The 24,879-nt window shown below is 69.2% G+C and carries 19 protein-coding genes and 2 pseudogenes; 13 read left to right on the top strand and 8 right to left on the bottom strand.

Features of this window, described 5'->3' with window-relative positions; translation table 11 throughout:
• Nucleotides 1-154: 154 nt before the first annotated feature.
• Nucleotides 155-2,398: a serine/threonine-protein kinase gene (locus tag BLU79_RS44975; RefSeq protein WP_371132071.1), complete on the bottom strand. Its 2,244-nt coding sequence runs from the start codon at nt 2,396-2,398 to the stop codon at nt 155-157.
• A gap of 462 nt (nt 2,399-2,860) precedes the next feature.
• On the opposite strand from BLU79_RS44975, the gene BLU79_RS50205 reads away from it, so the two are divergent.
• Genes BLU79_RS50205 through BLU79_RS44965 form a run of 3 tightly spaced genes read left to right on the top strand, consistent with a single transcriptional unit; the run spans nt 2,861 to nt 4,584 of the window.
• Entirely contained in the window at nt 2,861-3,340 is a 480-nt protein-coding gene (locus tag BLU79_RS50205; RefSeq protein ID WP_371132070.1) for an RNA polymerase sigma factor, read from the top strand.
• Nucleotides 3,341-3,373: 33 nt separating this feature from the next.
• Nucleotides 3,374-3,619, top strand: a complete 246-nt coding sequence (locus BLU79_RS50200) for a hypothetical protein (RefSeq protein WP_371132069.1) — start codon at nt 3,374-3,376, stop codon at nt 3,617-3,619.
• Complete coding sequence (locus BLU79_RS44965; protein ID WP_093911849.1) at nt 3,616-4,584, top strand: CU044_5270 family protein; 969 nt, start codon at nt 3,616-3,618, stop codon at nt 4,582-4,584. The genes BLU79_RS50200 and BLU79_RS44965 overlap by 4 nt, the downstream gene beginning before the upstream one ends.
• Nucleotides 4,585-4,667: 83 nt before the next feature.
• Here BLU79_RS44965 and BLU79_RS48530 read toward each other — a convergent pair whose 3' ends face one another.
• On the bottom strand, nt 4,668-4,808 hold the full coding sequence (locus BLU79_RS48530) for a hypothetical protein (RefSeq protein ID WP_177001440.1): 141 nt from the start codon (nt 4,806-4,808) through the stop codon (nt 4,668-4,670).
• Nucleotides 4,809-5,031: 223 nt separating this feature from the next.
• Between BLU79_RS48530 and BLU79_RS49615 the strand changes: the two genes are divergently transcribed.
• The 3 genes from BLU79_RS49615 (at nt 5,032) to BLU79_RS44950 (ending at nt 8,825) form a co-directional block, all read left to right on the top strand.
• Nucleotides 5,032-5,154: a hypothetical protein gene (locus BLU79_RS49615; protein ID WP_256333736.1), complete on the top strand. Its 123-nt coding sequence runs from the start codon at nt 5,032-5,034 to the stop codon at nt 5,152-5,154.
• Nucleotides 5,155-5,295: 141 nt separating this feature from the next.
• Nucleotides 5,296-5,760: a hypothetical protein gene (locus BLU79_RS44955; RefSeq protein WP_093911847.1), complete on the top strand. Its 465-nt coding sequence runs from the start codon at nt 5,296-5,298 to the stop codon at nt 5,758-5,760.
• A gap of 353 nt (nt 5,761-6,113) precedes the next feature.
• The gene (locus BLU79_RS44950) at nt 6,114-8,825 is read left to right on the top strand and encodes a hypothetical protein (RefSeq protein WP_143052589.1); all 2,712 of its coding nucleotides are present in this window, start codon (nt 6,114-6,116) and stop codon (nt 8,823-8,825) included.
• Between the two features lie 242 nt (nt 8,826-9,067).
• Here the strand turns inward: BLU79_RS44950 and BLU79_RS44945 are convergent, their stop codons facing one another.
• Nucleotides 9,068-9,790 (bottom strand): dienelactone hydrolase family protein, encoded by a 723-nt coding sequence (locus BLU79_RS44945; protein WP_093911845.1) that lies wholly within the window; start codon nt 9,788-9,790, stop codon nt 9,068-9,070.
• A 245-nt stretch (nt 9,791-10,035) separates the two neighbouring features.
• On the opposite strand from BLU79_RS44945, the gene BLU79_RS44940 reads away from it, so the two are divergent.
• Nucleotides 10,036-10,488, top strand: coding sequence for an SMI1/KNR4 family protein (locus BLU79_RS44940; RefSeq protein ID WP_093911844.1), 453 nt, complete (start codon nt 10,036-10,038; stop codon nt 10,486-10,488).
• Nucleotides 10,489-10,572: 84 nt separating this feature from the next.
• Here BLU79_RS44940 and BLU79_RS44935 read toward each other — a convergent pair whose 3' ends face one another.
• The 3 genes and pseudogenes from BLU79_RS44935 to BLU79_RS48525 form a co-directional block, all read right to left on the bottom strand.
• On the bottom strand, nt 10,573-14,487 hold the full coding sequence (locus BLU79_RS44935; protein WP_256333735.1) for a DNRLRE domain-containing protein: 3,915 nt from the start codon (nt 14,485-14,487) through the stop codon (nt 10,573-10,575).
• A 346-nt stretch (nt 14,488-14,833) separates the two neighbouring features.
• A pseudogene (locus tag BLU79_RS44930) lies at nt 14,834-15,088 on the bottom strand (ROK family protein); the annotation flags it as partial.
• A 230-nt stretch (nt 15,089-15,318) separates the two neighbouring features.
• Complete coding sequence (locus BLU79_RS48525; RefSeq protein ID WP_177001439.1) at nt 15,319-15,483, bottom strand: hypothetical protein; 165 nt, start codon at nt 15,481-15,483, stop codon at nt 15,319-15,321.
• Between the two features lie 423 nt (nt 15,484-15,906).
• Between BLU79_RS48525 and BLU79_RS44920 the strand changes: the two genes are divergently transcribed.
• On the top strand, nt 15,907-16,200 hold the full coding sequence (locus BLU79_RS44920; RefSeq protein ID WP_093911843.1) for a PLAT/LH2 domain-containing protein: 294 nt from the start codon (nt 15,907-15,909) through the stop codon (nt 16,198-16,200).
• 65 nt (nt 16,201-16,265) lie between these two features.
• On the opposite strand, the gene BLU79_RS44915 is transcribed toward BLU79_RS44920, so the two are convergent.
• Nucleotides 16,266-17,165 carry a LysR family transcriptional regulator gene (locus tag BLU79_RS44915; RefSeq protein ID WP_093911842.1) on the bottom strand — a complete coding sequence of 300 codons (900 nt, stop codon included), beginning with the start codon at nt 17,163-17,165 and terminating at the stop codon, nt 16,266-16,268.
• A 115-nt stretch (nt 17,166-17,280) separates the two neighbouring features.
• Between BLU79_RS44915 and BLU79_RS44910 the strand changes: the two genes are divergently transcribed.
• Nucleotides 17,281-17,700, top strand: coding sequence for a tautomerase family protein (locus tag BLU79_RS44910; protein WP_093911841.1), 420 nt, complete (start codon nt 17,281-17,283; stop codon nt 17,698-17,700).
• Between the two features lie 55 nt (nt 17,701-17,755).
• A complete protein-coding gene (locus BLU79_RS44905; RefSeq protein ID WP_093911840.1) occupies nt 17,756-19,771 on the top strand; it encodes a SpoIIE family protein phosphatase in 2,016 nt (671 codons plus the stop codon).
• A gap of 25 nt (nt 19,772-19,796) precedes the next feature.
• Here BLU79_RS44905 and BLU79_RS44900 read toward each other — a convergent pair whose 3' ends face one another.
• Nucleotides 19,797-21,398 carry a PucR family transcriptional regulator gene (locus tag BLU79_RS44900; protein ID WP_093911839.1) on the bottom strand — a complete coding sequence of 534 codons (1,602 nt, stop codon included), beginning with the start codon at nt 21,396-21,398 and terminating at the stop codon, nt 19,797-19,799.
• Nucleotides 21,399-21,727: 329 nt separating this feature from the next.
• Between BLU79_RS44900 and BLU79_RS44895 the strand changes: the two genes are divergently transcribed.
• From BLU79_RS44895 to BLU79_RS44885, 3 genes and pseudogenes are all read left to right on the top strand, one after another.
• A complete protein-coding gene (locus BLU79_RS44895; protein WP_093911838.1) occupies nt 21,728-23,197 on the top strand; it encodes a sodium:solute symporter family protein in 1,470 nt (489 codons plus the stop codon).
• Between the two features lie 69 nt (nt 23,198-23,266).
• Nucleotides 23,267-24,058, top strand: coding sequence for a class II aldolase/adducin family protein (locus BLU79_RS44890; RefSeq protein ID WP_093911837.1), 792 nt, complete (start codon nt 23,267-23,269; stop codon nt 24,056-24,058).
• 131 nt (nt 24,059-24,189) lie between these two features.
• Nucleotides 24,190-24,501: pseudogene (locus BLU79_RS44885) on the top strand (hypothetical protein); the annotation flags it as partial.
• Nucleotides 24,502-24,879: the final 378 nt, after the last annotated feature.

Raw genomic sequence — 24,879 nt, 5'->3', positions numbered from 1 at the left:
CGGCTGCCTCCACGGTACGCCGACGCGCGTCGACTGCCTGAATAAGATCTGAGGCCGCGCAGCATCCTTGACGAACCTGCGCCGACTGCCCGCCGCCGCGGTGCCCGTCGTGATGTCACCGTGGGCACCGCCGACGGCACGACAGTCAGGGTGCTCACCCCGCCGCAGGCCGGGGCTGATCGGGGCGTACGGAGAAGGCCGTGTCACCTGCCACGGCTACGATCGCGTCCCGGACGAGGACGATGCTCGGGAGCCGTTTCTCCGCTGAGGATCCGGGATCGTCCAGCTTGTCCGTCGTCCACCGAGTGGCGCCGGTGGCACGGTCGAGGGCGAGCAGCCGGCCGTAGCGGTTGGCGAAGTACAGGGTGTCGTAGGTCGTGGACCTGGCGGGCGCCGAGAGGTTTTCGACCTGCGTGCTTTTCTGCCATATCCGGTCTCCGCTGGTGGGGTCGATCGCGGTGACCGTGCCGTCGGGGCGTACGAAGTACACCACGCCGTCGACGAGATGGGGCACTCCCTGCGTGATGCCCTTGAGGGACACGCGGGTGAGGGATCCGGTGTCCGGGTCCACGTTCAGGAGGGCCGAGTACGGGGCGTCGAGTCTGTTGTCGTCCGCCGCGTCCACGCTTTTGAGCGCGGCGAACAGCGGCCGGCCCGCGACCGAGCCGAGCGGTTGTTGCACCGTGAGGGGCAGTGGATCGAGCTCCCGGGGGGTGCCGTCGGCGGGATCGAGGCGCAGAAAGCCGACTTTCCCCTTGAAGGGGTCGTTCGCGTCCGTGCACAGACCGTAGGGGGCGCCTGCCAGCACCAGAGGTGAGCAGCCGGTGCCCTGCGACGACTTCGACGGCGTACGCCATAGGTCCTTGCCGGTCGTGGCGTCGAGGGCGACGAACTTGTTCGCACCTTCCGGCATTGCCAGGATGCCACCGCTGAACAGGGCAGCCGGGTGGCCCGCGTCGACGGTGCGGGTCCAGACCTGCTCGCCGGTTGTGGTGTCGAGGGCCACGAGCCGCTGAGCCGAGTACAAGGAGTCCTCGTCCGGCGGCACGGACACATACACGAGTCCGCCCCGAACGCCGAGAGGCCGCTGTGCGGCCTGGCTGTTGTCGCCGAATCGCCACTGCACTCGGCCGGTCGCCGCATCGATACGCGCGACGGTGAAGCCGGTCCCGGCGCAGTACACCGACGTCCCGCTGGTCACGCAACCGGAGTCAACCGTATCCACGTTGATGGCCGTCGGTTCATCTTTGACGGTCCGGGTCAGGTTCGTCCGCCAGGACCGCCAGCCCACCGGCAGCGCCGGGGCGGCGGAGGGGTCGGCAGCGGCTGCCGCTCCGCCGGTCTGCGTGTCCGAGGCCAAGTGATACGCCGATATGCCCGCACCGATGACCGCCATCACAGCGCAGGCGACGAGGACGAGCCGACCCGGTCGACGGCCCTGTCCGGCGGAGCTGCTCCTGCCCTGCGTCTTGGCGTTCTCACCGGGAGCTTCACGGCTCCCCCGTACGTCCGCCGTCTCCTGTCCGGCCAGGTACGCCGAGGTGGGCGCTCCAGCCGGAGGCGAGGGTGCGGCGGTGTCCGGCAGCGAGGAGAACAGCTCTTGCAACTCGCCGAGTCCGGGCCGTCTGTGCGGGTCCTTGTCCAGGCAGTGCTCGACGATGGAGCGCAGCGGCTGTGGAGTACGGTCCAAAGCGGGCGACTCATGCACGATCCGATAGCCCGTCATGTACGGGCTGTCGCTGTCGAACGGGCCGTCGCCGGTGGCCGCGTACACGAGCAGCGACCCGAGCGAGAACACGTCGGACGGTGCGGAGACATCGCGGGGCGAGGCGAACTGCTCCGGCGACATGTAAGGCGGTGTGCCCATCAGCCGACCGGTCACCGTGAGGGCCTGGTGGTCGGCTGCGTGTGAGATACCGAAGTCGATGACGCGCGGACCGTCCTCGGCCATCAGGACATTGCCGGGCTTGAGGTCACGATGCACCACGCCCGCCCGGTGGATGTCCCGAAGAGCCTCGACCAGGCCCAGCGCCAACAGACGCAACTCACGCCCGACCAGCGGTCCCTTTTTCGCCACGGTGTCGCCCAGCGTGCGGCCCGGCACGTAGAGAGTCGCCATCCACGGTTGCTCCGCGTCAGGGTCGGCGTCAACGACGGGTGCGGTGAACGCCCCACTGACCCGGCGTGCGGCCGCGACTTCCCGCCGGAAGCGGGCCCGGAACTCCTCGTCCTGCGCGTACTGTGCGTGCACGACCTTGATTGCGACCTGGCGACCCGAGGGCGACCGTCCGAGATGGACGATACCCATGCCGCCGCTGCCGAGCTTGCCGAGGATCATGTAGCCGCCGACGAACTCGGCAGACCCGGCATCCCCGATGTTCACCGGCGTCGACGACACTCTTCCCAACTCCCCAGCACCACATGGCCTGTTCCGGCACAGAGGCCTCAGCGTAGCGTCCCGCGAGTTCCGCAATCATCGCCACCAGGCGCAGCAATGTCTGGCTGGATCGCCGGTCGGCCCGCGCCCGCGGCGCCCGCCGGTCCACCTGAGCGGTGCGAGGGCCGCCAGTATTCGTGGACGCGGTCGTCCCCTGGTGAAACCGGTAGAAGGCGACCAGCCTTTCGCCGCCTGAGACAGCGCTTCCGGAGAAGGTCAGCTCGGCCCGCAGCGGGACGCGGGCGGGCACGCAACCCTGGCGTGGCGGTCGGGAGTGCGGGATCGCACTGCTGCTGACCGGTGTTGACCGCTCTATGGGCACGCTTTGGGAACGCGGCCGGTCACAGGAGGCGAGTTGGAGGATCCGCTCGTGATGTGATCGTCGCCACTGAGACGACAAGTGCCGAACGGACAGGGCGGGTTGTGGAACCTTCCCTGCGTGACCGGATACGCGCCGGCGATCCGGAAGCCTTCGCCGAACTGTTCGCCGCGCATGCCCGGGCCGTCTACGGTCATGCCGCCCGCCTGTCGGCAGACCGGGGCACTGCGGAGGACGTGGTGTCCCTGACCTTCCTGGAAGCCTGGCGGCTCAGGGAGAGGCTGAGACCTGAAGCCGCGGCCCTGGACGAAGACGCCGACGTGCCCGACGGCGACGGACTGCGCCCCTGGTTGTACGGCATCGCCACCAACGTTCTGCGCAACACGCGCCGCGCAGCCCGCCGGCACAGCGCCGCGCTGGCCAGGCTCCCGGACCGCCCGGAGGACCGTGACACCCTGCCGGACTTCGCCGACGACCTCGTGGGCCGTATGGAGAAGGCAGAGCAGCTCGCCGCCGCGCGTACCGCGCTCGGCCGGCTACGCAGAGCCGAGGGCGAGGTGTTCGCCCTGTGCGTCTGGTCGTAACTGAGCTACGCGGCCGCAGGCGAGGCCCTCGGCGTGCCGGCGAGCACCGTACGGTCGCGGCTCGCCCGGGCAAGGCAGCGTCTACGGACGTTGTCGGACGCGGAGTTGGCCCGGCGCACGTCAGCCGGGCGGCCGGCCACATACCCGGGGGAGCCAAGTGCCGCCGCGATACCGGATGTTCCACCTCAGCAGGAGAAACCGGGACTCGGCCCGCGCACCGGACAGGTACCGGATGGCCGTCCCGAAACGGCCCGGTCGACACAGGAGAAGCACCGATGAACCCCGAAGAGCGCGAGGAACTGGCCAGGCTCCTGCCGAGCCCGGGTGAGCCGGTCCTGACGAGCGACCGCCACGACCTTCTGAAGGGCCATCTGATGAGAGAGCTCACCGAGTTCAGAGAATTCACCGAGCCGGCCGCCCCGGAACTCCCGGACGTCGCGACGGCACCTGCACCCGGCCGGCGAGGGCGCGGTCCCCGCCGCCGGTTCGCTGTCATCGGCGTTCCCCTCGCCACCGCGGCGGTGATCTTCGCCGCAGTGCTTGTCGGCGGCGGGTCCAAGACCGCCACGACCGACGTGGACGCGGTCGACCTCCTCCATCGCATCGCCGAGGTCGCCGCCGCGAAGAAGACCGTGCCCGTCAGGGACGACCAGTACATCTATGTCCGCACTCAGGGCTCCATGAAGTTCTCGGACAACGACATCCGGGTCCTGCGTGAAGAGAGTTGGACCGCCGTCGACGGCCAGCGCGCGGGGCTGCGCCGGGTCACGGTGCTGGTGGGTCCGCCGTTCCGGCCCCGGGACCCGTTCTCCTCGTACTCCAAGGGCACTCACGACATGAGGCTGAGCCCCGACCCGAACGTCACCACGTTCCGTGAGCTTCAGGCGCTGCCCACCGACCCCGATGCGCTGCTGGAGAAGATCTACGCCGGTACGAGGGGGGAGGGGCAGACCAGACAGAGCGCGGCGCTGGAGAAGATCGGCGACATGCTGCCCGACGCCACGTTCCTGCCCGAACTGGACGCCGCGCTCTACCGGGCGGCCGCAAAGATCCCAGGCGTCTCGGTCGTCCCCGTCGCCAAGGACTACACCGGCCGCTCCGGCATCGGCCTGAGTTTCGAGGAGCGCGACGGCCGCACGGTCTGGGTCTTCGACAAGAAGTCCCTCGACTTCCTGGGCTCGGCGGACGAGGCGCTGCTGGATGTCGGACTCGTGGACAAGGTAGGCGGGACGCCGGCTGCGTGATTCCCTGTTCCTGGAGAGCGGTCCCGTCCCGCAATGAATTGGACTGGACAACCAACACACCCCGAGGCCGGCGGTAGGCGAGGTCAGCGGTAGGCGCGAAGGAACGTGTCGACGCCATCGGCGATGATCGCGAGGATTTCCGATTCCTCCACCGCGCTCTCGGGGTCGTCCTCGTCGAGCGCGTCCATGGCGAGGAGAAAGGTCAGGGCGGTGAAGTGCTGCACGGCACGGGTCGGCCGTCCGGATGAGGCCGTCCGTCGCCAGTTGCTCGAACCGCTCCTCCAGCATCCGCTCGGGACGCTCACGCACTGCCTCCGGGAGCCGTGGTGCAGAGCACGCCCCCGTGCGGACAGCCGTCGGAACCTCACGTAGTCCGAGGACGGGAACGCCTCCGTCACCACGCGGGACGCGAAAGACGTCAGGGCCTCGCGAAGGTCGCGTCCTTCCGTGAGTTCCTGCTCGATCGCTGTGCGCACGGCGTTCGTGACCGCCATGCTGGCGGCGACAATCCTGGCCCGGCTGCGACAGCCGTTCACGGGCCTGGACAACCAGGAACAGCCGGGTCTTTGACCTGGGTGTACGTGTTCTGGCGTGCGGGGGCCTGCCGGCCGACCACTACCGGCGCTGGGGCCTGCCCCACTTCGTCCTCCACGGCGACCGCAACTGGAGGCTGCGGCCACGCCTTGATCAGCTGACGATACGGTCGCGGACATGATCAGTCAGATAGTGACGCTGGTGGGCGTACTCGTCGGGGCCCTGACTTCGTATCTGTCCGTCACCATGGCCGAACGTGCGAGGCATCGGCGCACGATGGAGACCCGCTGGGACCAACGAAAGCTGGACACCTACATCGAGTACGCCGCGTGTGTGAAGGAGGTCGCTGACGCCTCCAAACACTCTCGGCTGGCCGAGGAAGGCTCAGAGACTCACAAGGAGTTCATGGCGGAGATGGAGGAAGGAGAGCGCAAACGCTCGGCCCTCTTCGAAGCGCTCGTGATGCTGGCTGATCCACCCGCCATCGAGGCAGCCCATGAAGTCAACGTGGCCCTGTGGGAGATGATCAAACTGGCGCGCACGCACGAACCTCCACCCGTGGTCGGCGGCCTCCATGAGCGACTGAACACGTACCACGAGCGAGCCCGGGAAGACCTGGGCATCAGGAGGGATTCGTGGTGAGTCCTCTGGGTCCGATCAGAGGGAAGCGTTACACCACTTGGTGGGACACCACCTGGCGGGGCCTCGATGACCGCGTTCCAGCGCTTTGCCGAGGACTATGACGAGGTCTCGGTGGATCTGGAAGCGGTGAGTGACGTGTATGCCTTGCGGCCGCTGGACCAGGAACCGGTGTCGTCGTCGAACGTCGAGGTCACCCTTGCGGACCTGGCCCAGGACATCTCCGCAATCGGCTATCCGCAGGCCCACGGAGAGTCGACCTATCTCCCACCAGCTCATTTTCACAGGTGGTGCTACCGTGCCCTGCAACATCAACTGGCTGTCACCCAAGAGGTGTTGTGCGGGACGCTTCTGAGATGGATGAGCTCATGGGCGCCGAGGACGGTGCGGAGCGCCCGGGGCTGGGGCGTCATCGCCGTACCTACCGTCCGCAGCGCAGAAGGCCCTCCGCGTACGCGTTGCTCCTGCTGGCCCTGGCCCCCTTCTCGGCCCTGACCTACCTCCTGACTCTCCTCCTCGGTGCTCTCTTCGGCTGGGAGGGGGCCGTTGCGGCCGGTGTGTTCGGCGGGCCGGCGTTGCTGGGGCCGTTCGCTGTCCGGGCGTTGTGGTATCGGCGGCACACAAGAGTGGAGTTCCGTCTTTACGAGAAGGGCCTCGTCGCGATCGCGGCCGACGGTGCGGAAGCGGTCTATCCCTGGCGGTCGACCACCGTCTTCACCAACGGATCGAATCGCTACAAGCTGTCCAACCCCGAGGGGACGGTCGTCACGCTCGGGGCAGCGCACCGTGGCCCCGCACTCGGCGGGGAGAAGATCCGGGGCCTGCGCACCCGTACGGTGATCAGGGGCGCGCAGCTCCCTCAGGAGGAGTGGGGTCCGGCGATCCGGCAGGGTATCCGGGACGCGCAGCTGGCCGCGGCCGCCGAAACGGCTCTGGGTGGCGGTGAAGTCTCTTTCGGAGACCTTGTGTTGAGCCAGGACGGGTTGACCGTACGGCGCAGGCGTGGCCGGGACGACTTCACTGCCTGGGAGGACGTTGACTCGCTCTCCCTCACGGCCGAGGGCGACCTCTTGGTCACCTCGCGTGGCAGCGACTTCCCGACATATTTCGTCAGGCCCGGGTACCACGTACCCAATCTGGAGATCCTTCTCGAAGTCGCCCGCCGGCTGCACGCCCGCAGGTCGCAGGCCGAACGCGCTCCGGCCCCACCGACTCCGGCCACACCGACTCCGACCGGACCCGCGTCGGCCGCCCGCGATGACGAGGAGTCACCGAGCGACGTGCCGGAACTCCTGGCCCTGTACGTCACCTTCGGGGTCGGCGCGTGGGCGGCCTGGCGCCTCGGCACCCGGCAGGAGATCGACGGACCGGGGTCTGCACTCCTCGCCGCCATCAGGGCGGCCCTCGGCGGATTCTTCGGGGCGGTCTTCGGCCTGGGCCTCGCGGCAGCCCTCATGGTCGTGCCGAAAACAGTGGGCGGGCTGCTCGTCGAATCCCTGATCCGCTGGATCCGGCATCGCCGATACGTCGCCGCGGCCGCCCTCGCACTGTGCACGGTCGCCCCGCCGGTGGCCCTGCTCCTCTTCCTGTTCCGCGCAATCCCCTCTCGTCTGGTCCCCCTGGTGGCGCTGCTCTTCTTCGGCGGCTGGACGTTGCTGCTCGCGGTGAAGCGGTGCGGTGCGTCCGAACGACTGATCGTCCGCCACCTTCCGGATCTCCCTGGCGTGTTTCTGGTCGTCCTCGCCGTCGAGCAGCTCGTCTCCGGCGACGTACTGACTCTCACGCCGGCCGCCGGACTCTTCTTCCCGCTCGCCATCTGGCTCTCCTGGCGCGGCTGGCGAAAGTTGCAGGACTCGACGCGGCCGACGGTACAGGCGGCGGCCGACATCGTGCTGTCCGTGGAACTCGGCCTGGTGTTGACCGTGCTCCTGGTGTGGCTGGCCAACGTACTGTCGTTCACCCCGTCCCAAGTCACTGTTGTGCGCGGCATGGTGGAAAAGGTCCAAGGACTGACCGAGGTGCACTGGCTGTACTGGCTGGCGGCCTACACGCTGCTGGCTGTCGGCAGTTACGTCGTACTGCGCTGGCCGGACCACGTCGCGCGGGTCAGACGGCGGCTGCGCCCGGCACGCTTCGGCGAGTCCCGGCTGCCGCTGGGCATCACCGCCAACTTCGCACGGCGGTCCCTCTCGGGGATCAACGTCGGCATCATGGTCGCCCTGCTGTTCCTCGTCGTTATGGCGCCGGTGTCCGAGGGCGCATGGAAGCGGCCGGTGGCCGAGAGATACGCGCTCGAGGTTCAGCGTCGGCAGTACACCGAGGGCGCTGCGGCCGCGTACAAGGAGATCCACCAGCAGGTCTCGGCGCATCCCCGTGCCGCTGCCCGTCTGAGGGCCGTGATTCTCGCCGTACACCGGGCCGCTCCTTCGCCACCCGGAGAGCCCGTGAACCGGACGGCGCTGGACATCGCCCGGCAGGTCGGCCGCTTCCAGGCCGCCACACTCGCGCTCGACGACCCGGCGCCACAACCCGGCCAGACTCCGGAGGCCGACGACCTCGACGGCCAGATCGATCAGCTCGACGAGAGCCAACAACGCGCCGCAGAGCGGGAGGAACAAACCGACCGGTTCGCCGAGCTCGCCTCCCTCGCGATCACCCGCACCTTCGACGCCCTCGACCTGGGCGACAACCAGGCCGTACAGCTCGTCAAGGAGTACCTCGGCGGGCTGGTGGAGGACGGCCCGGTGAAGAAGATCTTCCACCGGTGGGGCGAAGGAATCGGCCGGCCCCCGCCCGACGGCGGCCGACTCGTGCGCATCGACGTCCGCCGCCTGACGACGGTGGCCTACGACCGCACCCGGGCGGCGGTCGAAGGCGCCGACGCCGGCCTGCTCGCCTTCTATGGCCGGTTCGGTATCGGCATCCCCACCGACGACACTTCGCTGACGCCCGCGATCGATCTGGCGAACCAGTACCGGTACCTGCAGCAGGGCACAGGTCCCTGCACCGGCTGCGTCAACTCGACGACCAGCGGTTCCAGCACGGGCGGAGGCGGCGGCCGTCGCTGAGGCGAGGCCGCCGGGACCCGCGCCCGCCCCGCCCTGCCCCGTTGGGCGGCAAGACGGCGAGGCGGCGGAGGCGATCAGGGTGGGGGCGCTCCAGGACATGCCGAGCGCGACGACCGTGCGGCCGCCCGCAGCGGGCGGGAGGTGAACGTCGCGGACGACGGGAGCCCGGGCGCGCAGGACACCGCCCCGGCGCCCGGGCTCCGCGTCCGCGGCTCAGCAGCGGTTTTCGGGGACGCGCGCCCTCACTTCAGGTGTCGGCCGAAGAACCGGTTCCCGTCGTCCAGTTCGAACCACGGGGTGCCGGTGTGCCCGCCCATATTGGCGTGCAGCGTCTTCTCCTTGGTACCGAAGGCGTCGAAAAGGTCCAGGGCGCGCTGCCGGGGGTTCCCCTCGTCGTCCCACTGCAGCAGGAACAGCAGCGGAATGGTGACCTGCCGTGCCTCCTCGCGCTGGGCGCGGGGCACGTAACCCCCGGCGAAGAAACCGGCGGTGGTGATGCGCGGCTCGACCACCGCAAGCCGGATGCCGAGGGCCATCCACCCCGAGTATCCGACCGGGCCGCCGATCTCGGGCAGCGAAAGGAGGGCGTCCAGAGTGGTCTGCCATTCCGGGACCGCCTTTTCGACCAGCGGTCCGATGAAGGACTCGAAGATCTCGTCGACCGGCTCGCCGTCCTGCATCGCCCGGCGGAGGTCGGCGCGGGCCTGCTCGTCGGCGGCGGAACGGGGCCGGTCGCCGCACCCGACGGCGTCGATGGTGGCCACCGCGTAGCCGTACGCCGCGGTGTGCCGGGCACGGGCCACCAGCCGGGCTTGCCCCTTGGGCAGGCCGTTGTTGTGGGCCATCAGGATCAGCGGAGCCGGTGCGGCGGATTCAGGCGTCCACAGGGTGCCGGGGATCTCGCCGAGGGTGAACTCGCGTTGGAGGACGCCGTCGTCGAGGCGCTGCTCGGAAGTGAAGTGCATGGTCGTGCCTTTCGGGAGTGCGCTTGAACGGCGCTCCCGGACGACCTGCCTATCGTCCGACCGTGACCCCGGAGGGGAGCACCCATGTCGAAACTGCGTTCACGGGTACCACCTCCTCGTTCTCTCGCACGGCCTCCAGGAAGCTAGCAGTGGTCGCTCTGGTCCGCCAACGGGTTCTGCTGGGGCTCCGTGGCTCGCGGCTGGAGCCTCGGCGTCACCCCCCTGCCCGTCGATAGCATCAACGCATGAGTGACGATGTGATCGCGGCTTGGGAACGTGTCGAGTCCTGGCTGGGACTCCACCCGCCGGCTACCCCGATGACTCCCGGCGCCTCCGACGAGCTGATCGCCGAGGCGGAGGCCGAGCTCGGGTTCCGGCTCCCCGCCGACCTTCGTACGCTGTGGCGGCGTTGCGGCGGGCCGGTCGGGCCGTTGACGCCCGAGGGGGAGGTGCTGCTCGGAGTGCGCCAGGCCCTGGACGCCTACGACCTGCTGAATCACCCGGGGGTCTGGGAGACGACATGGATCCCGTTCACCGCCGACGAACCTGACGACCCGTTCACCGGGACCTTCATCGACGCCGCGACAGGACTGACCGGGTCGTGGAACCGGCAGGACGTCTCCCACCTCTACGACGACGGCAGCACTCTGACCGGATACCTGACCGAGGTCGCCGACGAACTTCAAGCACTCCACTGACCGCACCGAACGAGCCCCGCCCGTTGCGGAGTTGATCCTGCAACGGGCGGGGCGGTCGCTATCGGGTTGCCGTTTCCGGTGGTGTCAGCTGCGCGGCGCGCTGAGTTTCCGCGCCGACAGGCCGCGCTGTGGGAAACCGTTGGCCCACGCGTCGCAGATGACCTTCGCCGCGGTCCAGTCGCATCCGGCGGCCTTGAGGCCCGTCCAGACGTAGTAGCCGTCGGCGTCCAGCAGTCGATTCGCCGACGCGAACTGGCCGAACAGGCGCATGGCCCCCGAGTTGACCTCCAGCGACATGGACGACCGCCCGCACTTGACCTTCGTCCAGTCCGGTTCGGGATAACGCCCGTCGTCACGGAGGTGCAGTGTTCCGTCGTCGCTCAGGCCCTCGTACGTCTGCACGCACTCCTCACCGTTGCTGACGAGGAGCGGGTTGGCGTTGCCGTCGGGCGTCTTGGGCATACCACCGGACTCGTAGGTGGCGTTGAAGGCGTACTCGTCACACGACGGCTTGTCCTTCGGATCGGGCTTGTTCGGCTTGGGCGTCAGCAGGTAGTCGAACAGAGCGGTCTTGTCGTGCGGGACGAAGCCCGTCGGGCCCGAACGGCCGCAGATGACCCGGCGGTTCTCCTGGTCGGACCGGTCGTAGCGGTTGCGCTGCGGCTTGCCCTTCTTGGTCATCGGCAGGTAGTGCAGTGGATTGCTGTAGTCGCCTCCCACAAATCCCGGCAGCTTGGCGGCCATCAGCTCGGCGTGTACAGCTGCGGCCGGGTGCGTGACCGGGTTGATGACCCAGCCGGGGTTGTTGGCCGGGAACACACATCCCGGCGGCATGTTGTTGATGTTGGCCGCGTCGCAGCGGGCCGAGAACGTACCGTTCTCGAATCTGACGTTCTGCTGCTTGACACCGTCCAGGCTGGTGTCGATCTGCATGCGGAAGTCGATCGGGAAGGTGCGTTGCCGGTCCTCGTCGTGCGGGCCCTTGTTGCCGAGGTCGTCGAGGGCGGTGTCCCACGTCATCACCGCGGTACCGGTCTGCTCGTGCGGGTCCGTGGGGTAGGAGCCGTTCCAGGTCATGGGCCCGTCCCAGTCGAACGTGGGGCTGCTGGTGCACCCGAAGTCACAGGCGGGGTCGAACTTCACCTTGATGCTGCCCGTGACCGGCGGTTCGCCGGGCATCAGCGGCTGTGGAGCGAACTTCGCCCAGTACTTGATGTCCTTGGACCTGACGTCGGTCAGCACCTGCGCCTGGATGTCGAAGACCGCCACGCCCTTGAGCTTGGGAGGCTGGTTGTTGGAGATCTCGATGGCACGGTAGGTGTACCGGTAGCCCAGGCACGCCTGGGTACGGGTGAAGCTGCCGTCGGCCGACGGGCCCGTCTGCGAGCAGTACGGGATGATCGGTGCGGGCGTCGCGTCGGCCCGGGTCCCGGCGCCGGGGGCCTTGTCGCGTTCGGGTGCCTTGGTGCCGGGCCTGCGCACCTCCCGCAGTTCGATCTTCGAGCAGATCCGGGTGGTGCCGGAGTCCTCGCACCGTTCCTTGCCCTTGCCTCTGGCGACCCTGCCGTCAGGGGTCTTCACGGCGTCCGCACGGGCGGGTTCCAGGATGACGGCGTCGGGGCTCCAGTCGGGAATGGGCTGAGTCCCGTCCACCTGCTGCCAGGTGCCGGTGCTCTTCTGGGGCTTGGGCAGGGCGATGTCGATGATGTGGTTCACCCGGCGCGGACCGGTGCCCGCCCGGAACCCGTAGGCACGGACCTCGCCGACGTTGTCGGCCCGGTCGACGGTGGCCGCCTCGACGTAGTGCGAGCCCTCGGCACCGGGAGTGACCTGGAACGCCGCGTTGCCGGCGGTGGTCGCGACCGACTGCCAGACGTCCGCACGCGGGGCGCGGGACCGCAGCGCGGTCTCGGGGTCGTCCAGGGAACCCTCGCTCTCGTCGAGGTCGGCGATGCCGTCCGCGCGGTAGCGGACCTCGCGGGCACCGCCATCGCCGGATTCGACGTCGAACCGGCCTGGTGTGCCGGCTCCACCGCCCCACTGTCCTTCGGGGTAGGTGGTCGAGGTCATCTTGGCCGGTGTGCCCGGCGCGGTGGTGTCGACGACGAACTGGGTCCATGGGGACCAGCTGAGGTTGTAGTGCGTGCCGTCGTAGGCGTTGGTACGGAACTTGTACGTCTTGCCGTCCTGGAGCTGCCCGGCCGGCACGGTGACCGAGGCGGGCTTGCCGGAGTCGACGAAGTCGGACACGATCAGGCCCTCGCCGGCCGGGGTGGTGATCGGTGTGTTCGTGGCGGCGTCGTAGACCTGGAAGGTGCCGTTGACCTTGTCACCGTCCGGGTCGGTGAACGTGTCCCGCAGGGTCGGCGTGGTGGTGTTCACCGCCCACACACCGGCGTACGACTTGAACGGCGCACCGGCCTGCCGGTTCGTGCCGTCCGACGGACGGTAGTTGTAGGTGACGGACAGCTTGGGCTGATTGGCCGCGTTGTTCGCGGAGTTGACCCGCTTCCACGCCTTTACGTCGTCGGTCGCGGCGCGCAGGCCCAGGTGGCCGCGGGTGACCTTGGCGGACGCCCAGGTCTGCACGAGCGTGTCGATGTCGGCGTTGATCCAGCCGTCCGGCTGGGTCGAGGCGCAGTCCGGGTTGCCCTTGGTCTGTGTGGAGGAGTGGTACTCCTGGTTCCACGCGGGCTGGTTCGTCCAGCGCGAGGACGTGGACGGGGTACCGGTGTCCCAGACCGTCCACTTCTGGGCGCTGCAGTCGGTGTTGCCCGAGTGGAAGTTCCACAGCGCCAGGTTGGTGTCGACGATCAGCGCGTCCTGGATGGGCGTGGTGTTCCACGTGATGAAGGAGCGTGCGGTGCGCGGGGTGCCGTCGGCGTTCTTGGTGCCCGGGTTGCCGAAGTCGAGTTCGACGTCGGTGGACCAGTCGACGGTCTCGCCCTGCTGCACATACGTGTCGAAGGTGTTCGTCAGCGCGGAGGTGGACGGGTCGACGGTGACCGGGTACTTCGTGGCCGGGTCGGCGAGGAACTTCGCCGACGGGGTGACCACCAGGTCGACCTGGCCCGCGCCCTTGTCGACGACCTTCATGTCGACGCGGGCCCGGTGGGTGTGCTCGCCGGAGACCTTGTCGACGGCGGCGTCCCACATCACCGGGGCAGGCATGGTGGCCCGCGCGGTACCGGTCCTCGTGTCCCGGAAGGTGACCGAACCGTCCTTGTTGGCCTTGGCCTTCAGCCCCTTCGCCTTGACCGGAAGGGTGTAGGAGTAGGCACCGGAGGGCTGTTCGCCGATCTCGACGAATTGCTCGAAGCCAGTACGGGTGGCCTCGACGATCACGTCGGCGCCGGGCACCGCGTTCTTGTACCGGGCGCGGGTGCCGTCGAGTTCGGGCTCGGGCAGACCGCCCTTCCACTGCAGCGTCACCTGATCACTGCCGCTGCCCAGCGTGACCAGGTCACGGGCGGGGCTGTCCTGCGCGGCACGCAGCGACTTCGGCGGGGTGCCGCTCTTGCCGCCCAGACGCAGCCCGTTGGGGTGTGCCTTGGGGGTGATGCTGCCGTCGGCGTTCTGGGCGAGGACGGCATCGACCTTCTGCCACTTGCCGTTCCTCCAGACCCGCTCGGGGCCGGTGGTCAGCTCGGTGGTGAAGGTGCCGTCCGGGTTGGCCACGGTGTAGCTGGTGGGCGTGGTCTCGTCGGTGACGACGACCTTCCTGCCGGACTTCTTCGCCTCGGTGAGGGCCCACGCCTTGGAGCCCTGGGCGTGCTTGGCCGCCCAGGCCAGGTCGGAGCGCCAAATTGCGTCCTTGCTGGGGGACTTGGCCGTCGTCGTGGTCGCTGGCGTCTTCGGCACGTCCTTGGCGGGCGTGGCGGCGGTGGCTGACTGGCTCGCCAACAGCGTGCCCTCGACTGACAGTAAAAGGGCCACCGCCAGGGCTATTCGTCTCTTTCGCTGCCCGCTCGGCGGGCGCCGGAATCTGTGCTCGGACAAGAGCCTTCGTTCCTTTCCCGATCGTGCCGGTCGGCAAGATCGCAAGGAAACGGTAGGGATCCCTGTGAGAAAACTGTGGACGGAATGCAATGTTCCGAGTGATCCCCGTCACGGTTGTAGTGGGCAGCGTGATGATCTCGTGAACGCCTTCATTGACCGAGGAGAGACCTCGTGAAGCTGTGATTGCAAGACCGGCAACTGGGTAGTAGTGATTGCCACTTGAAGGTTGTCCGCGCGGTTGGCGGTCGCGATCCGGTGAGGATGTCAGGCGCCGGGTTGCGAAGGCCTCCCGGTCGAGGGCGCCAACCGCCCACGGGAGACGGTTGAGGACGCCTTCCGCCAACTTATGGCCCAGCTCGCACGATCCCTTGCCGAGGGCCGGGTACGCCCGCCCGTCGAGGACCAGGCCGCCGCCGATACCCGTACCCACGACCACATAGAGCACGTTCGAGTGGCCGGCATGGGTCGCCTCGGCGACCGCCGCGAGGTCGCCGTCGTCCGCGCGCCCGACTTCGGCGGCCGTGGCTCTCGGTAACTCGTAGGGCTTTTCCCGGCGTTCGAGCGCAGTATCCGGTGTCCCTCGTCCCTGCGAGGTGAGCATGATCGCGAGGAGCTGTCCCAACGGGCCGTAGCCGACGACGATCACATCCGCGTCGATGCCGGCCTCGCCGCTTCCCGTGCCTGTCATGCCGGGCTTGCGCGACTTCACGCGATAGCCGGGGTCGGCCTGCCTCGCAGGCTCCCGGCGAGCCGGCGCCGCGTCGATGGCGGGCCGGAGGCGCCCCAGCCGCTGGGTGCGGGCCTGTTCGTCGCGCTCCTGGAACTCCGGTATCACCTCGCGGGGGCGTGGTCGCCGAAGGCGATGTAGTGGCCGAGGCCGTAGGTGAAGAACTGCACGCCGTCCGCGGCCCGTTCGACCGCCGTGGCTTCGTCCGGGTGGCACAGCATCGGGACGACGACGGCGACCCGCGGGTTGACCGCGAAACCGGCGGGCACGCACCTCCTCGGAGGCGATGGCCGCGTAGTACACGTCGACCCATTTGCGGGTCTCGGCGTGCGGGCTCGGCGAACGCGAAGTTCAGGGGGCCCAGGCCCTTGCGGCCCGCCGTGAGGATGGCCTCGCGGCTGCCGCAGGCCATCCAGAGCGGGGGGCTGCACCGGCTTGGGTAGGACGTTGCGGGCCGGCATGGAGACGTAGGTGCCGTTGTAACCGGCGATGCCGAAGCCGGTCGGCTCCATGAGGGTGGTCGACTCGCCGGTGCCGACGTCGTAGCGTCCGCCCGACAACAGATCGAGTGTGGCTGCCCGTTCGTCGACCCGGGCGGTCGGATTGAACGCGGAGCGCGCCCCGTGAGGAGCCCCGCATGAGACAGGGGTCCCCGGTGCCGAGGGACAAGGACCCCGGGACACCGTCCGCCTGTGCCGGGGAGTGTGCCCGTCCCGGCCGGGACCGTCGGCTCATGCCACCGGGACACCGGCCGGCCGACAGCGGACCTGCCTCGGCCGGGACCGAATCACCCGGCCGAACTCGGCGAACTGCAGAGCGTCCGGGTCCGACACGACAACAAGTTCCCCCTGTCGGGCTGGTACCTCGACAGGATCTGCGTCCGCCGCAACGAGGGCACCAACCAGGAGTGGACCTTCCCCTGCAACAGGTGGCCGGCCCAGGACGAGGACGACGGCGAGATCGAACGCGTCCTCGACCGCGCGTAGGGCGCATCCCAGCGGAACTGCACTGGGTCGCTGACGGGAGCGAAGGTGGTGAATTCGGCCGCCCTTCACTCGACGGGCAAGGCGTCGGAAGCCGAGGGGGGCAGCTCCAGCATGGCCCGCAGTGGTGCCGACGAGTGGGGGCCGGAGCGCCAGACCAGTGCCTTCGCGTAGGGGATACGGGGTGTCACCGGCACCACGGTGATCCGTGGATCCCCGGTGATGCCCCGGGCCCCGCCCGCCGCGAGGGCGATGCCCACGCCGGCGGCCACGAGTTCCAATTGAAGTGCGACGTGGTTGGTGGCATAGGCGGGCCGGAAAGGGACCTCAGCCTCTTCGAAGGCGCTGCGCAGCCGGGGGTGCAGGCCGCTGTCCGGACCGTAGGTGATCAGCGGGGCGGCGGAGAGCTCGTCCAGGGAGAGTGCCGCCTGTTGCGCCTGCGGCCGGTCGGAGGCGACCAGTGCCACGATCTCGTCGCGGACGAGGACCCGGTGCCCGAATCCCGGGTCGAGTCCCTCCGGCGGGACGGCGACGAAGACCGCGTCCAGTGAGCCCTGCCGCACCTGGGGTACCAGGCCGGCGCTCGCCCCCTCGACGAGGTGCACGGTGACGCCGGGATACAGCCGGTGGAAGGTGCCGAGCAGGGCCGGGAGGCTGCTGCTTTCCACTCCGTCGGCGACTCCGAGTGACAGGGTCCCGGCGAGCAGGCCGGAGCGTGCGGCGAATTCGGCCTTCGCTGCGGCGACGGTCGCCGACACCGTACGGGCATGGGGCATCAGTGCCTCGCCCGCGGCGGTGAGCCGGACGCTGCGGGAGTCCCGCTCGAACAGGGCCTCGCCCAGTTCGCGTTCCAGGGAACGGATCTGCTGGCTGATGGCGGGCTGGGCGACATGGCAGCGGGCCGCGGCCCGGGTGAAGGACTGTTCCTCGGCGACGGCGAGAAAGTACTGCAGTGTGCGTACCTCCATGACGTCAGTGTATTCGAGATGCTTATGGCTGAGCCAAGACCCAGGTCTTTGACCTATGACTCGTCTGGCGGCACGGTGGAAGCACGCCCCCGAAGCACGAGCAAGGAGTCCCGCCATGCCCCTGGTCCGCATCGATCTCGTCAAGGGCCGCAGTGACACCCAGGTCCGCGCCGTCGCCGACGCCGTCCACGCGGCCGTCGTCGAGGTGCTGGCCGTCCCCGAGCGCGACCGCTTCCAGATCGTCACCGAGCACGAGGCGGGCAGGGTCATCGCGCTCGATGCCGGCCTGGGCTTCGAGCGCAGCGAGGACATCGTGATGATCCAGATCTTTACGCAGTCCGGCCGCTCGACCGACGTCAAGCGGCAGTTGTACGCGGCTGTCACCGCCTCGTTGGCGAGGGTGGGTGTGGCAGGGGAGGACGTCTTCATCGGATACGTCGAGAACACCCCGGCCGACTGGTCCTTCGGCTTCGGCCGCGCCCAGTACATCGAGGGCGACCTGGGGATCCCCGCCGCCGCGGCCCCTTCCCGGTAGCCATGCCCGGTGGGAGAGGCCGGGTTACCGTTGCAGGGAATGAACGGATTCCCGCATGCGGACCACCGTCGGCAGAGACGAACAGCGTGAGGCAACGTTCCGTGTCATCGGCGTTGTCGTGCAGGACCTGCACAACCCGATCTTCGGCGAAATCGTCGACGGCATCCGGGACGCGGCGGACGACGCCGGGTACCGCGTCCTCATCACCGCCGGGCGGGGACGGCCGCAGGTCGAGATCGAGTCGATCGAGACCTTTCTCGAACTCCGCACGCACGGGATCGTCGTCGTAGCACCGTTGATGGGAGAGGCGCAGCTGGACGCCTTGAGCAGGGCCGTCCCACTGGCGGTCGTCGGCCGAGAGGTCACGTCGCCCACCGTGGACTCGGTACATACCGACGAGTACCTCGGTGGCCGGCTCGCGGTGGAACACCTCCAGAGCCTCGGCCATGAGGACATCGCGTACATCGACATCGCCGACGGTGCTGAGGAGCCCTACAACGCCGGGCGGCGTGCGGGCTACCGCGAGGCCATGCGCGACGCCGGACTGACCGCGTACACACGGCGTGTTCGAGCAGGTCCCGCGCATGACGGCGGTGCCGCAGTCCGACGTATCCTCGCCGCGGGCTCCGTACCCACGGCGCTCTTCGTGTACAACGACCTCGCGGCTCTGGCGGTGCAGGACCAGTGCGTGCAATCCGGGTTCGAGGTCCCCGAGGACATTTCACTGGTGGGCTATGACAACACGTTCCTCGCCGGTCTCGAACACGTCTCACTGACATCCGTCGACCAGCAGGCACGCCATACCGGCCATCTCGCCGTCGAGTTCGTCCTCGAACGCCTTCAGGGGCGCACGGACCCCCGCCACGAGGTCGTCGCCCCCGCCCTCGTCGCTCGCGACAGCACCGCGCGATGCTCCACCCGTGAACGCAGGGCCGCCCTGACCCTGCAGCACAGTCTGCTGCCGCACAGGCTGGCCGCCGGCTCCGCGCTGGATGTCGCCTCACGCTACGTACCGGCGAACGCCCCGAGCTCGGCAGGAGGAGACTGGTTCGACGTGATTCCCCTGTCCGGAGCGAGGGTCGCCCTGGTCGTGGGGGACGTGGTCGGTCACGGCACGAATGCGGCCGCCGCCATGGGCCTGCTCCGCACGGCGGTGCGCACGCTGGCCGCCCTCGACCTCCCTCCCGACGATCTGCTGGCCCATCTGGACGACCTGGTCATGAGTCTGGGCGAGGAGAGCGGGCGCGGGGCGGTCGACAACGAGCAGCGCGACGTGGCCACATCCGTGCTGGGCGCCACCTGCCTGTATGCCGTGTACGACCCGGTCGCCGAGTTGTGCACGGTGGCCCGGGCCGGACATCCGCCCCCTGCGATCGTCGCCACCGACGGCGCCGTCACGTTCCCCGATCTGCCCGCGGGGCCTCCACTAGGGCTGGGGTTCCTGCCCTTTGGGGCCGTCGAACTGGAGGCGCCCCGCGGGACACTGCTCGCCCTGTTCACCAATGGCCTGGTCGAGGCACGTGACCGGGACATCGACGCGGGGATGTCCCTCCTCACCGATGCTCTGACCGACCCCGGCCCGGTGCTGGACGACGTCTGCGACAAGGTGGTCGCGGCCTTGGTGAAGGGTTCTCCTCCCGACGACGCCGCACTGCTCGTGGCCCGCACGCATGGCCTGGAAGGCGCGCGGGTCGCCACCCTGGACCTGTCCGCCGACCCGGCCGTGGTGGCGAGCGCCCGCGACCTCACCAACCGCAAGCTCACCGAATGGGGCCTGGAAGAGCTGCAGTTCAGCACGGAACTGCTGGTCAGCGAGCTAGTCACCAATGCCGTCCGATACGGCGACGCCCCGATCCGCCTACGCCTGATCCATCAACCCGACGTCCTGATCTGCGAAGTCGCCGACGCCAGCAGCACCTCACCCCGCATGCGCCATGCCCGCACCACCGACGAGGGCGGCCGAGGGCTGTTCATCGTCGCGCAGCTCACCCAGCGATGGGGCACCCGGTACACCACCAGCGGCAAGATCATCTGGGCGGAGCAGAGGGTTCCTGAAGCTCAACGAGGGTGAACCGAGATCGTCTCCCGTTCATCTCCTATGTCCGGCCTTCTCCCGCCTGCTCGCCAGGCAGCCAGTGCAGGGCGAACCAGAGTTCCATGCGGACGCTCGGGTCCTGGAGGTCGACGTCGAGGAGTTCGGCGACCCGCGCGAGGCGGTGGCGCACGGTGTTGCGGTGGACCTGGAGGGCAGCGGCCGTCCGGTCCCAACTGCCATGAAGGGTCAGCCAGGTCCGCAGGGTCTCAAGGAGGGCCGAGGCGCCCGGTGCGCCGGCTCGGGCCAGCGGATCGAAGCGGGTACGGGCCAGCTCTCTGGCGTCGGCGGGGGAGATGAGGGCATGAACGCTGAGCGCCTCGTCGGTGTGGACGACGGCCGGCGCCTCGGCGGCGATCGCACGCTGCAGAGCCCGTTCGGCCTGGGAGTCGGCGCGGGGCAGGTCCGTCGCGGGTACGGGTGCGCTGAAGCCGAGAACCCACCCGAGAACCGCGGCCAGAGCGGGGGCGCTCGGTGACCTTCCGGGTGTGCTGGGCATCAGCGCCCGCAGGTGAGGGCCGTCCATGTGCACGTACGGGGTGCCGAGTGCGGTGGCCAGGGCGGCGAGTTGGGCCGGGTCTCCGCCGGGCCGGGGAGCGGGAACGGTCCGTGCGGGCGTGGGCGTGTGGCGCCCATGGACGACGATCCAGTGGTCGCTCGGGGACTCATCGGTGAGGGCGAGTGCGGCCGCTACCTCGGCGGGGGAGGCGCCGAGCATGAGTCGTACGAGTGCGCCGACACCGCGGGCTTCCGTACTGAGGGCGTGGCGGGGGCTGGTGAGCAGGGACAGCAGGACCGTCGCCATGCCGGTCATCTGGCGGTGGACCGCGGTAGGGGTCGAGGGGGCGGCCTGACCGAGGGCCAGTGGGGCAGCGGTGCTGTCCGCGCCGGCCAGGGTGTGGACGGTGAGGTGGACTCCTTCGATGTGGTGAGCTGCTGCCGCCGGGGGTGGGGGTCTGTCCTTCACCTGGTCTCCAGTGGAGCGGGTGGTGGTGCGTACGGCGAGGTCGCACAGCAGTCGCGCGGTGGGTGCCGACGGCCGGGGGCCCGCGCTGAACAGTTCGTTGCCCTGGGCGTCGAAGAGCACGGCCCAGGCTCCGGTGTGGATGCTGAGCTGGCTCAGAACGGCCTGCAGCGCGTCCGGACGGGCGGCCGCGGAAGTGAGAGCCGACTGCGCCTTGGAGATCTCTCTCAGATCCCGGTTGCGGGCTTCGGCTATGGCGGCGTAGGTGGCTTGCCCGACAGCGACGAAGGGTGTGTCCGGCGGCAGCCGCAGCAGCGGAAGGCCGTGGTGGTCGCAGGCGGCGACAAGCTCCGGCGGAACCTCCTGGTGCACGGGCGCGACACCGAAACCGAGTGCGGCCACTCCGGCGGCGACGACGCGTGCGACGTAGGTATCGATGCCCTCCGCGTCCTGCGGGAGACGGACCCCCGCGGTCAGGAGGAGTTCACCGCCGACGAGATAGGGAGTGGGGTCTTCGATCTCGGTGGTGCCGACCGTGCCGATGAGGCGGTCCTCGGCCGGCCCGGCGACCTGGCTCAGGCCGAGCCCGGGGCTGGCGAGCAGCACGCTGAGGGCGACGGACGGTTGAACGGACTCGCTCATGAGGAGAGATCCTCCCAACTCGGAAGCGCCCGCAGGAGTGCCGGATTCATCCAACGGATGGATCCATATTGGATAAACCCTGCACTTCAACGCCAGTGCGAACAGCCGATACGGTCACATGACCAGCAGGGCACTCCCCGGCCCTGGCAGCGCTGCACCCACAGGGCACCACCCCCGCCCCAGCAGCCATGCACTCTCCCCTTTCATCAGCGCTGCGGCGTGCCGTCCCCCCTTTCGTGCCTGGCGCGCAGCCGCTGTCCCCCCCCTCAACCGCACCCACTCGGCGGTCCGGCGCACCAGGCGCGGGCCGCAGCGAATCGGAGGACCTGATGGCCGTCGACTACGTCGTCATGATCGGATATTTGCTGGGCATCGTCGGCGTCGGCTGGTGGGGCAAAAGGCGGGCCGCCTCCAAGAGCGACTTCCTGGTCGCCGGACGGCGGCTGGGCCCGCTCATGTACACCGGCACCATGGCAGCCGTCGTCCTCGGCGGTGCGTCCACGATCGGCGGCGTGCGCCTGGGCTACATGTACGGCATCTCCGGCGCCGCAATGGTCTTCGCCATCGGACTCGGGCTACTGGCCCTGAGCATCTTCTTCTCCGCCCGGATCGCCCGGCTGCGCGTCTACACCGTCGCCGAGATGCTCTCCCTGCGATACGGCAGCGCCGCCGGCGTCATCTCCGGTGTCGTGATGTGGATCTACACCCTCATGCTGGTCGTCACCTCCACGATCGCCTACGCCAGCGTCTTCGACGTGCTGTTCGACGTACCACGCTGGGCCGCGATCGTCTTCGGAGGCACGATTGTCGTGGGCTACTCCGTGCTCGGTGGCATGTGGTCCATCACGCTCACCGACATGGTGCAGTTCGTGATCAAGAGCGTGGGCGTGCTCGTCCTGCTGCTGCCCATCGCGGTCGTCAAGGCGGGCGGCTTCTCCGTCATGGCCGACCGGCTGCCGGACGGCTATTTCTCGCCGACGTCCATCGGCTGGCAGACGATCTTCACCTACGTGCTGATCTACACCTTCGGCATGCTCATCGGGCAGGACATCTGGCAGCGGGTCTTCACCGCCCGCACCGACAAGGTCGCCGCCTGGGGCGGGACCGTCGCCGGCGTCTACTGTCTCGTCTACGCCCTGGCCGGAGCCGTCATCGGCATGGCCACCAAGGTGCTCTATCCGCGCCTCGGCAGTCCCGACCAGGCGTTCGCCACCATCGTCGAGCGGGCCCTGCCCGTCGGGGTCAAGGGCCTGGTCCTGGCCGCCGCCCTGTCCGCCATGATGTCCACCGCCAGCGGTGCCCTGATCGCCTCCGCGACCGTGGCCAACAACGACGTCTGGGCCCGGCTGCGCCACCGGGGCCGGCACGCCACCGAGGCGGCCGCCGCCCCGGACGAGCACGACGAGGTCCGCGAGAACCGGCTCGCCATCGCCATGCTCGGTGTGGCGTCCATGGTCATCGCCTGTGCGCTGGGCGATGTGCTCGCAGCCCTCACCGTCGCGTACAACCTGCTCGTCGGCGGCCTGCTGGTCCCCATCCTCGGCGGCCTCGTCTGGAGACGCGGAAACCTGCAGGGTGCCCTGGCCTCGATGATCGCGGGCGGCGCCACAGTGATCACTCTGATGGTGACCCATGGGCTCCTGGCCGACGAGCCGATCTACTACGGCCTGCTCGCCGGCCTCGTCGCCTATGTGACCGTCAGCCTTGTGACCGAGCCGACCGAGGAAGCGGTCGTCGAGGCGTGGCGCCGCCGTCTGGCAGGCGAGCCGACCCCTGCCTACGAACTCACCGCGGCCTGACCCCGCATCCGTTCCCGCCGCCCGAGCGACTTTCGGCCCGCTTCCCCCCCACACAGAAGGAGTCACCCCATGTCCGCTCCGGCACTCCGCGCCGACCAGGCCGCCAAGACCATGTCCGACGAGGAACTGCGGCTGCGCCGTGAACTCGCCGCGGTCTACCGCCTGGTGGCGCACTACCGGATGACCGATCTGATCTTCACGCACATCTCCGCCCGGCTCCCCGGGCCGGAGCACCACTTCCTGATCAACCCGTACGGCATGCTGTTCGAGGAGATCACCGCATCGAACCTCGTCAAGATCGACCTGACCGGCCGGCCGGTCGAGGACAGCCCCTACCCCGTCAACCCCGCCGGGTTCGTCATCCACAGTGCCATCCACGCCGCCCGGCCGGACGCCCACTGTGTCCTGCACACCCACACCAAGGCCGGCTGCGCCGTCGCGGCTCAGGAACACGGCCTCCTCCCGCTCAACCAGATCTCCATGGAGTTCTACGGCAGGCTCGGCTACCACGCCTACGAAGGCGTCGCCCTCAACCTCGCCGAACAACAACGACTCGTCGCCGACCTCGCCGGCCACCCGGCGATGATCCTGCGCAACCACGGCCTGCTGACCGTCGGTCAGACCCCCGCCCAAGCCTTCCTGCGCATGTACTACCTGGACAAGGCGTGTGAGATCCAGACCACGGCCACGGCCGGCGGCACGAAGCTCGTCACGCCCCACGCCGACGTCTGCGAACTCACCGCCCGCCAACTCTCCGGCGAGGACGCCGGCTCCGACCTCCAGGACGACCAAGCCCACGACCTCGCGTGGGCGGCACTGCTCCGGCTGGTCGAGCGCATCGCTCCTGACTACCGGGACTGAGCGACGAAGAACGGGCCGCAACTTGGACTGGAACAGGGGGAGTTGGTGCCTGGTGACAAACGCGCCGACTGGAGCTGCGTAGTTGTGAGCATGTGGCGGTGGGGCCGGTTTCGCGGTCCTACCGTCCCAGGATGAACACGAGTCGCAGCAGAGGAAAGACCCTGAGGGTGCTGCGGAGCGCCGCGCCGGCGGTGCTGCTGACCGTCGGGGCCTTGTCCGGGGCCGCCCCGGACGCCCTGGGCGAGGCCGCGCGGACCGAGACGGCCGTGGCGTCGACGAGTCCCGTCGGCGGAGCGACCGAGACGCTGGTACGGGTGAGGGCGCCGCTGCCGGCGTCCTTCGGGGCGCGGCCGCCGGCATGTGACTGGCTGTCGTATCTGCGCTATCGAGCCGCCGACGGACCGGCGGACTCGGCCGACGCCGACCGGCTCCTCGTCGCTCGACAGCGGAGTGCTCTCGCGCACCCTGTCCGCGCCGGTGCTCCTCAACCCCGAGATGATGACCCTGCTGGCCGCCACTTCCCCGGTGACACCGGCCGGTTGTACTCGATCGCCGGCCACATCACGACCGTCCAGGCCCAGCGTGCGGCGACCCTTTCCGGCGGCACCGCGGTGGTGGTCTCCCCAGGCGAGGCGGACGAGTGGTTCGCCAGGCTCTGCGACCGAGGTCACGTCTGGGAGCGCAGCAGTGTGACGGTGTTCGCCGCGTACGACCGGCTGCGGGTCGACGGGGTGATCGGCGCCGGGGAACACACAGTGCTTGTCGCGACCTCACACTTCTTCAAAGGACTGTGATGACCACGGCCTGGCGCGCCCCCGGCA

This window comes from Streptomyces sp. cf386 (assembly GCF_900103585.1).
GTDB lineage: Bacteria > Actinomycetota > Actinomycetes > Streptomycetales > Streptomycetaceae > Streptomyces.
The sequence above is the reverse complement of the archived record's forward strand: the minus strand, read 5'-3'. Positions and strand labels throughout refer to the sequence as shown.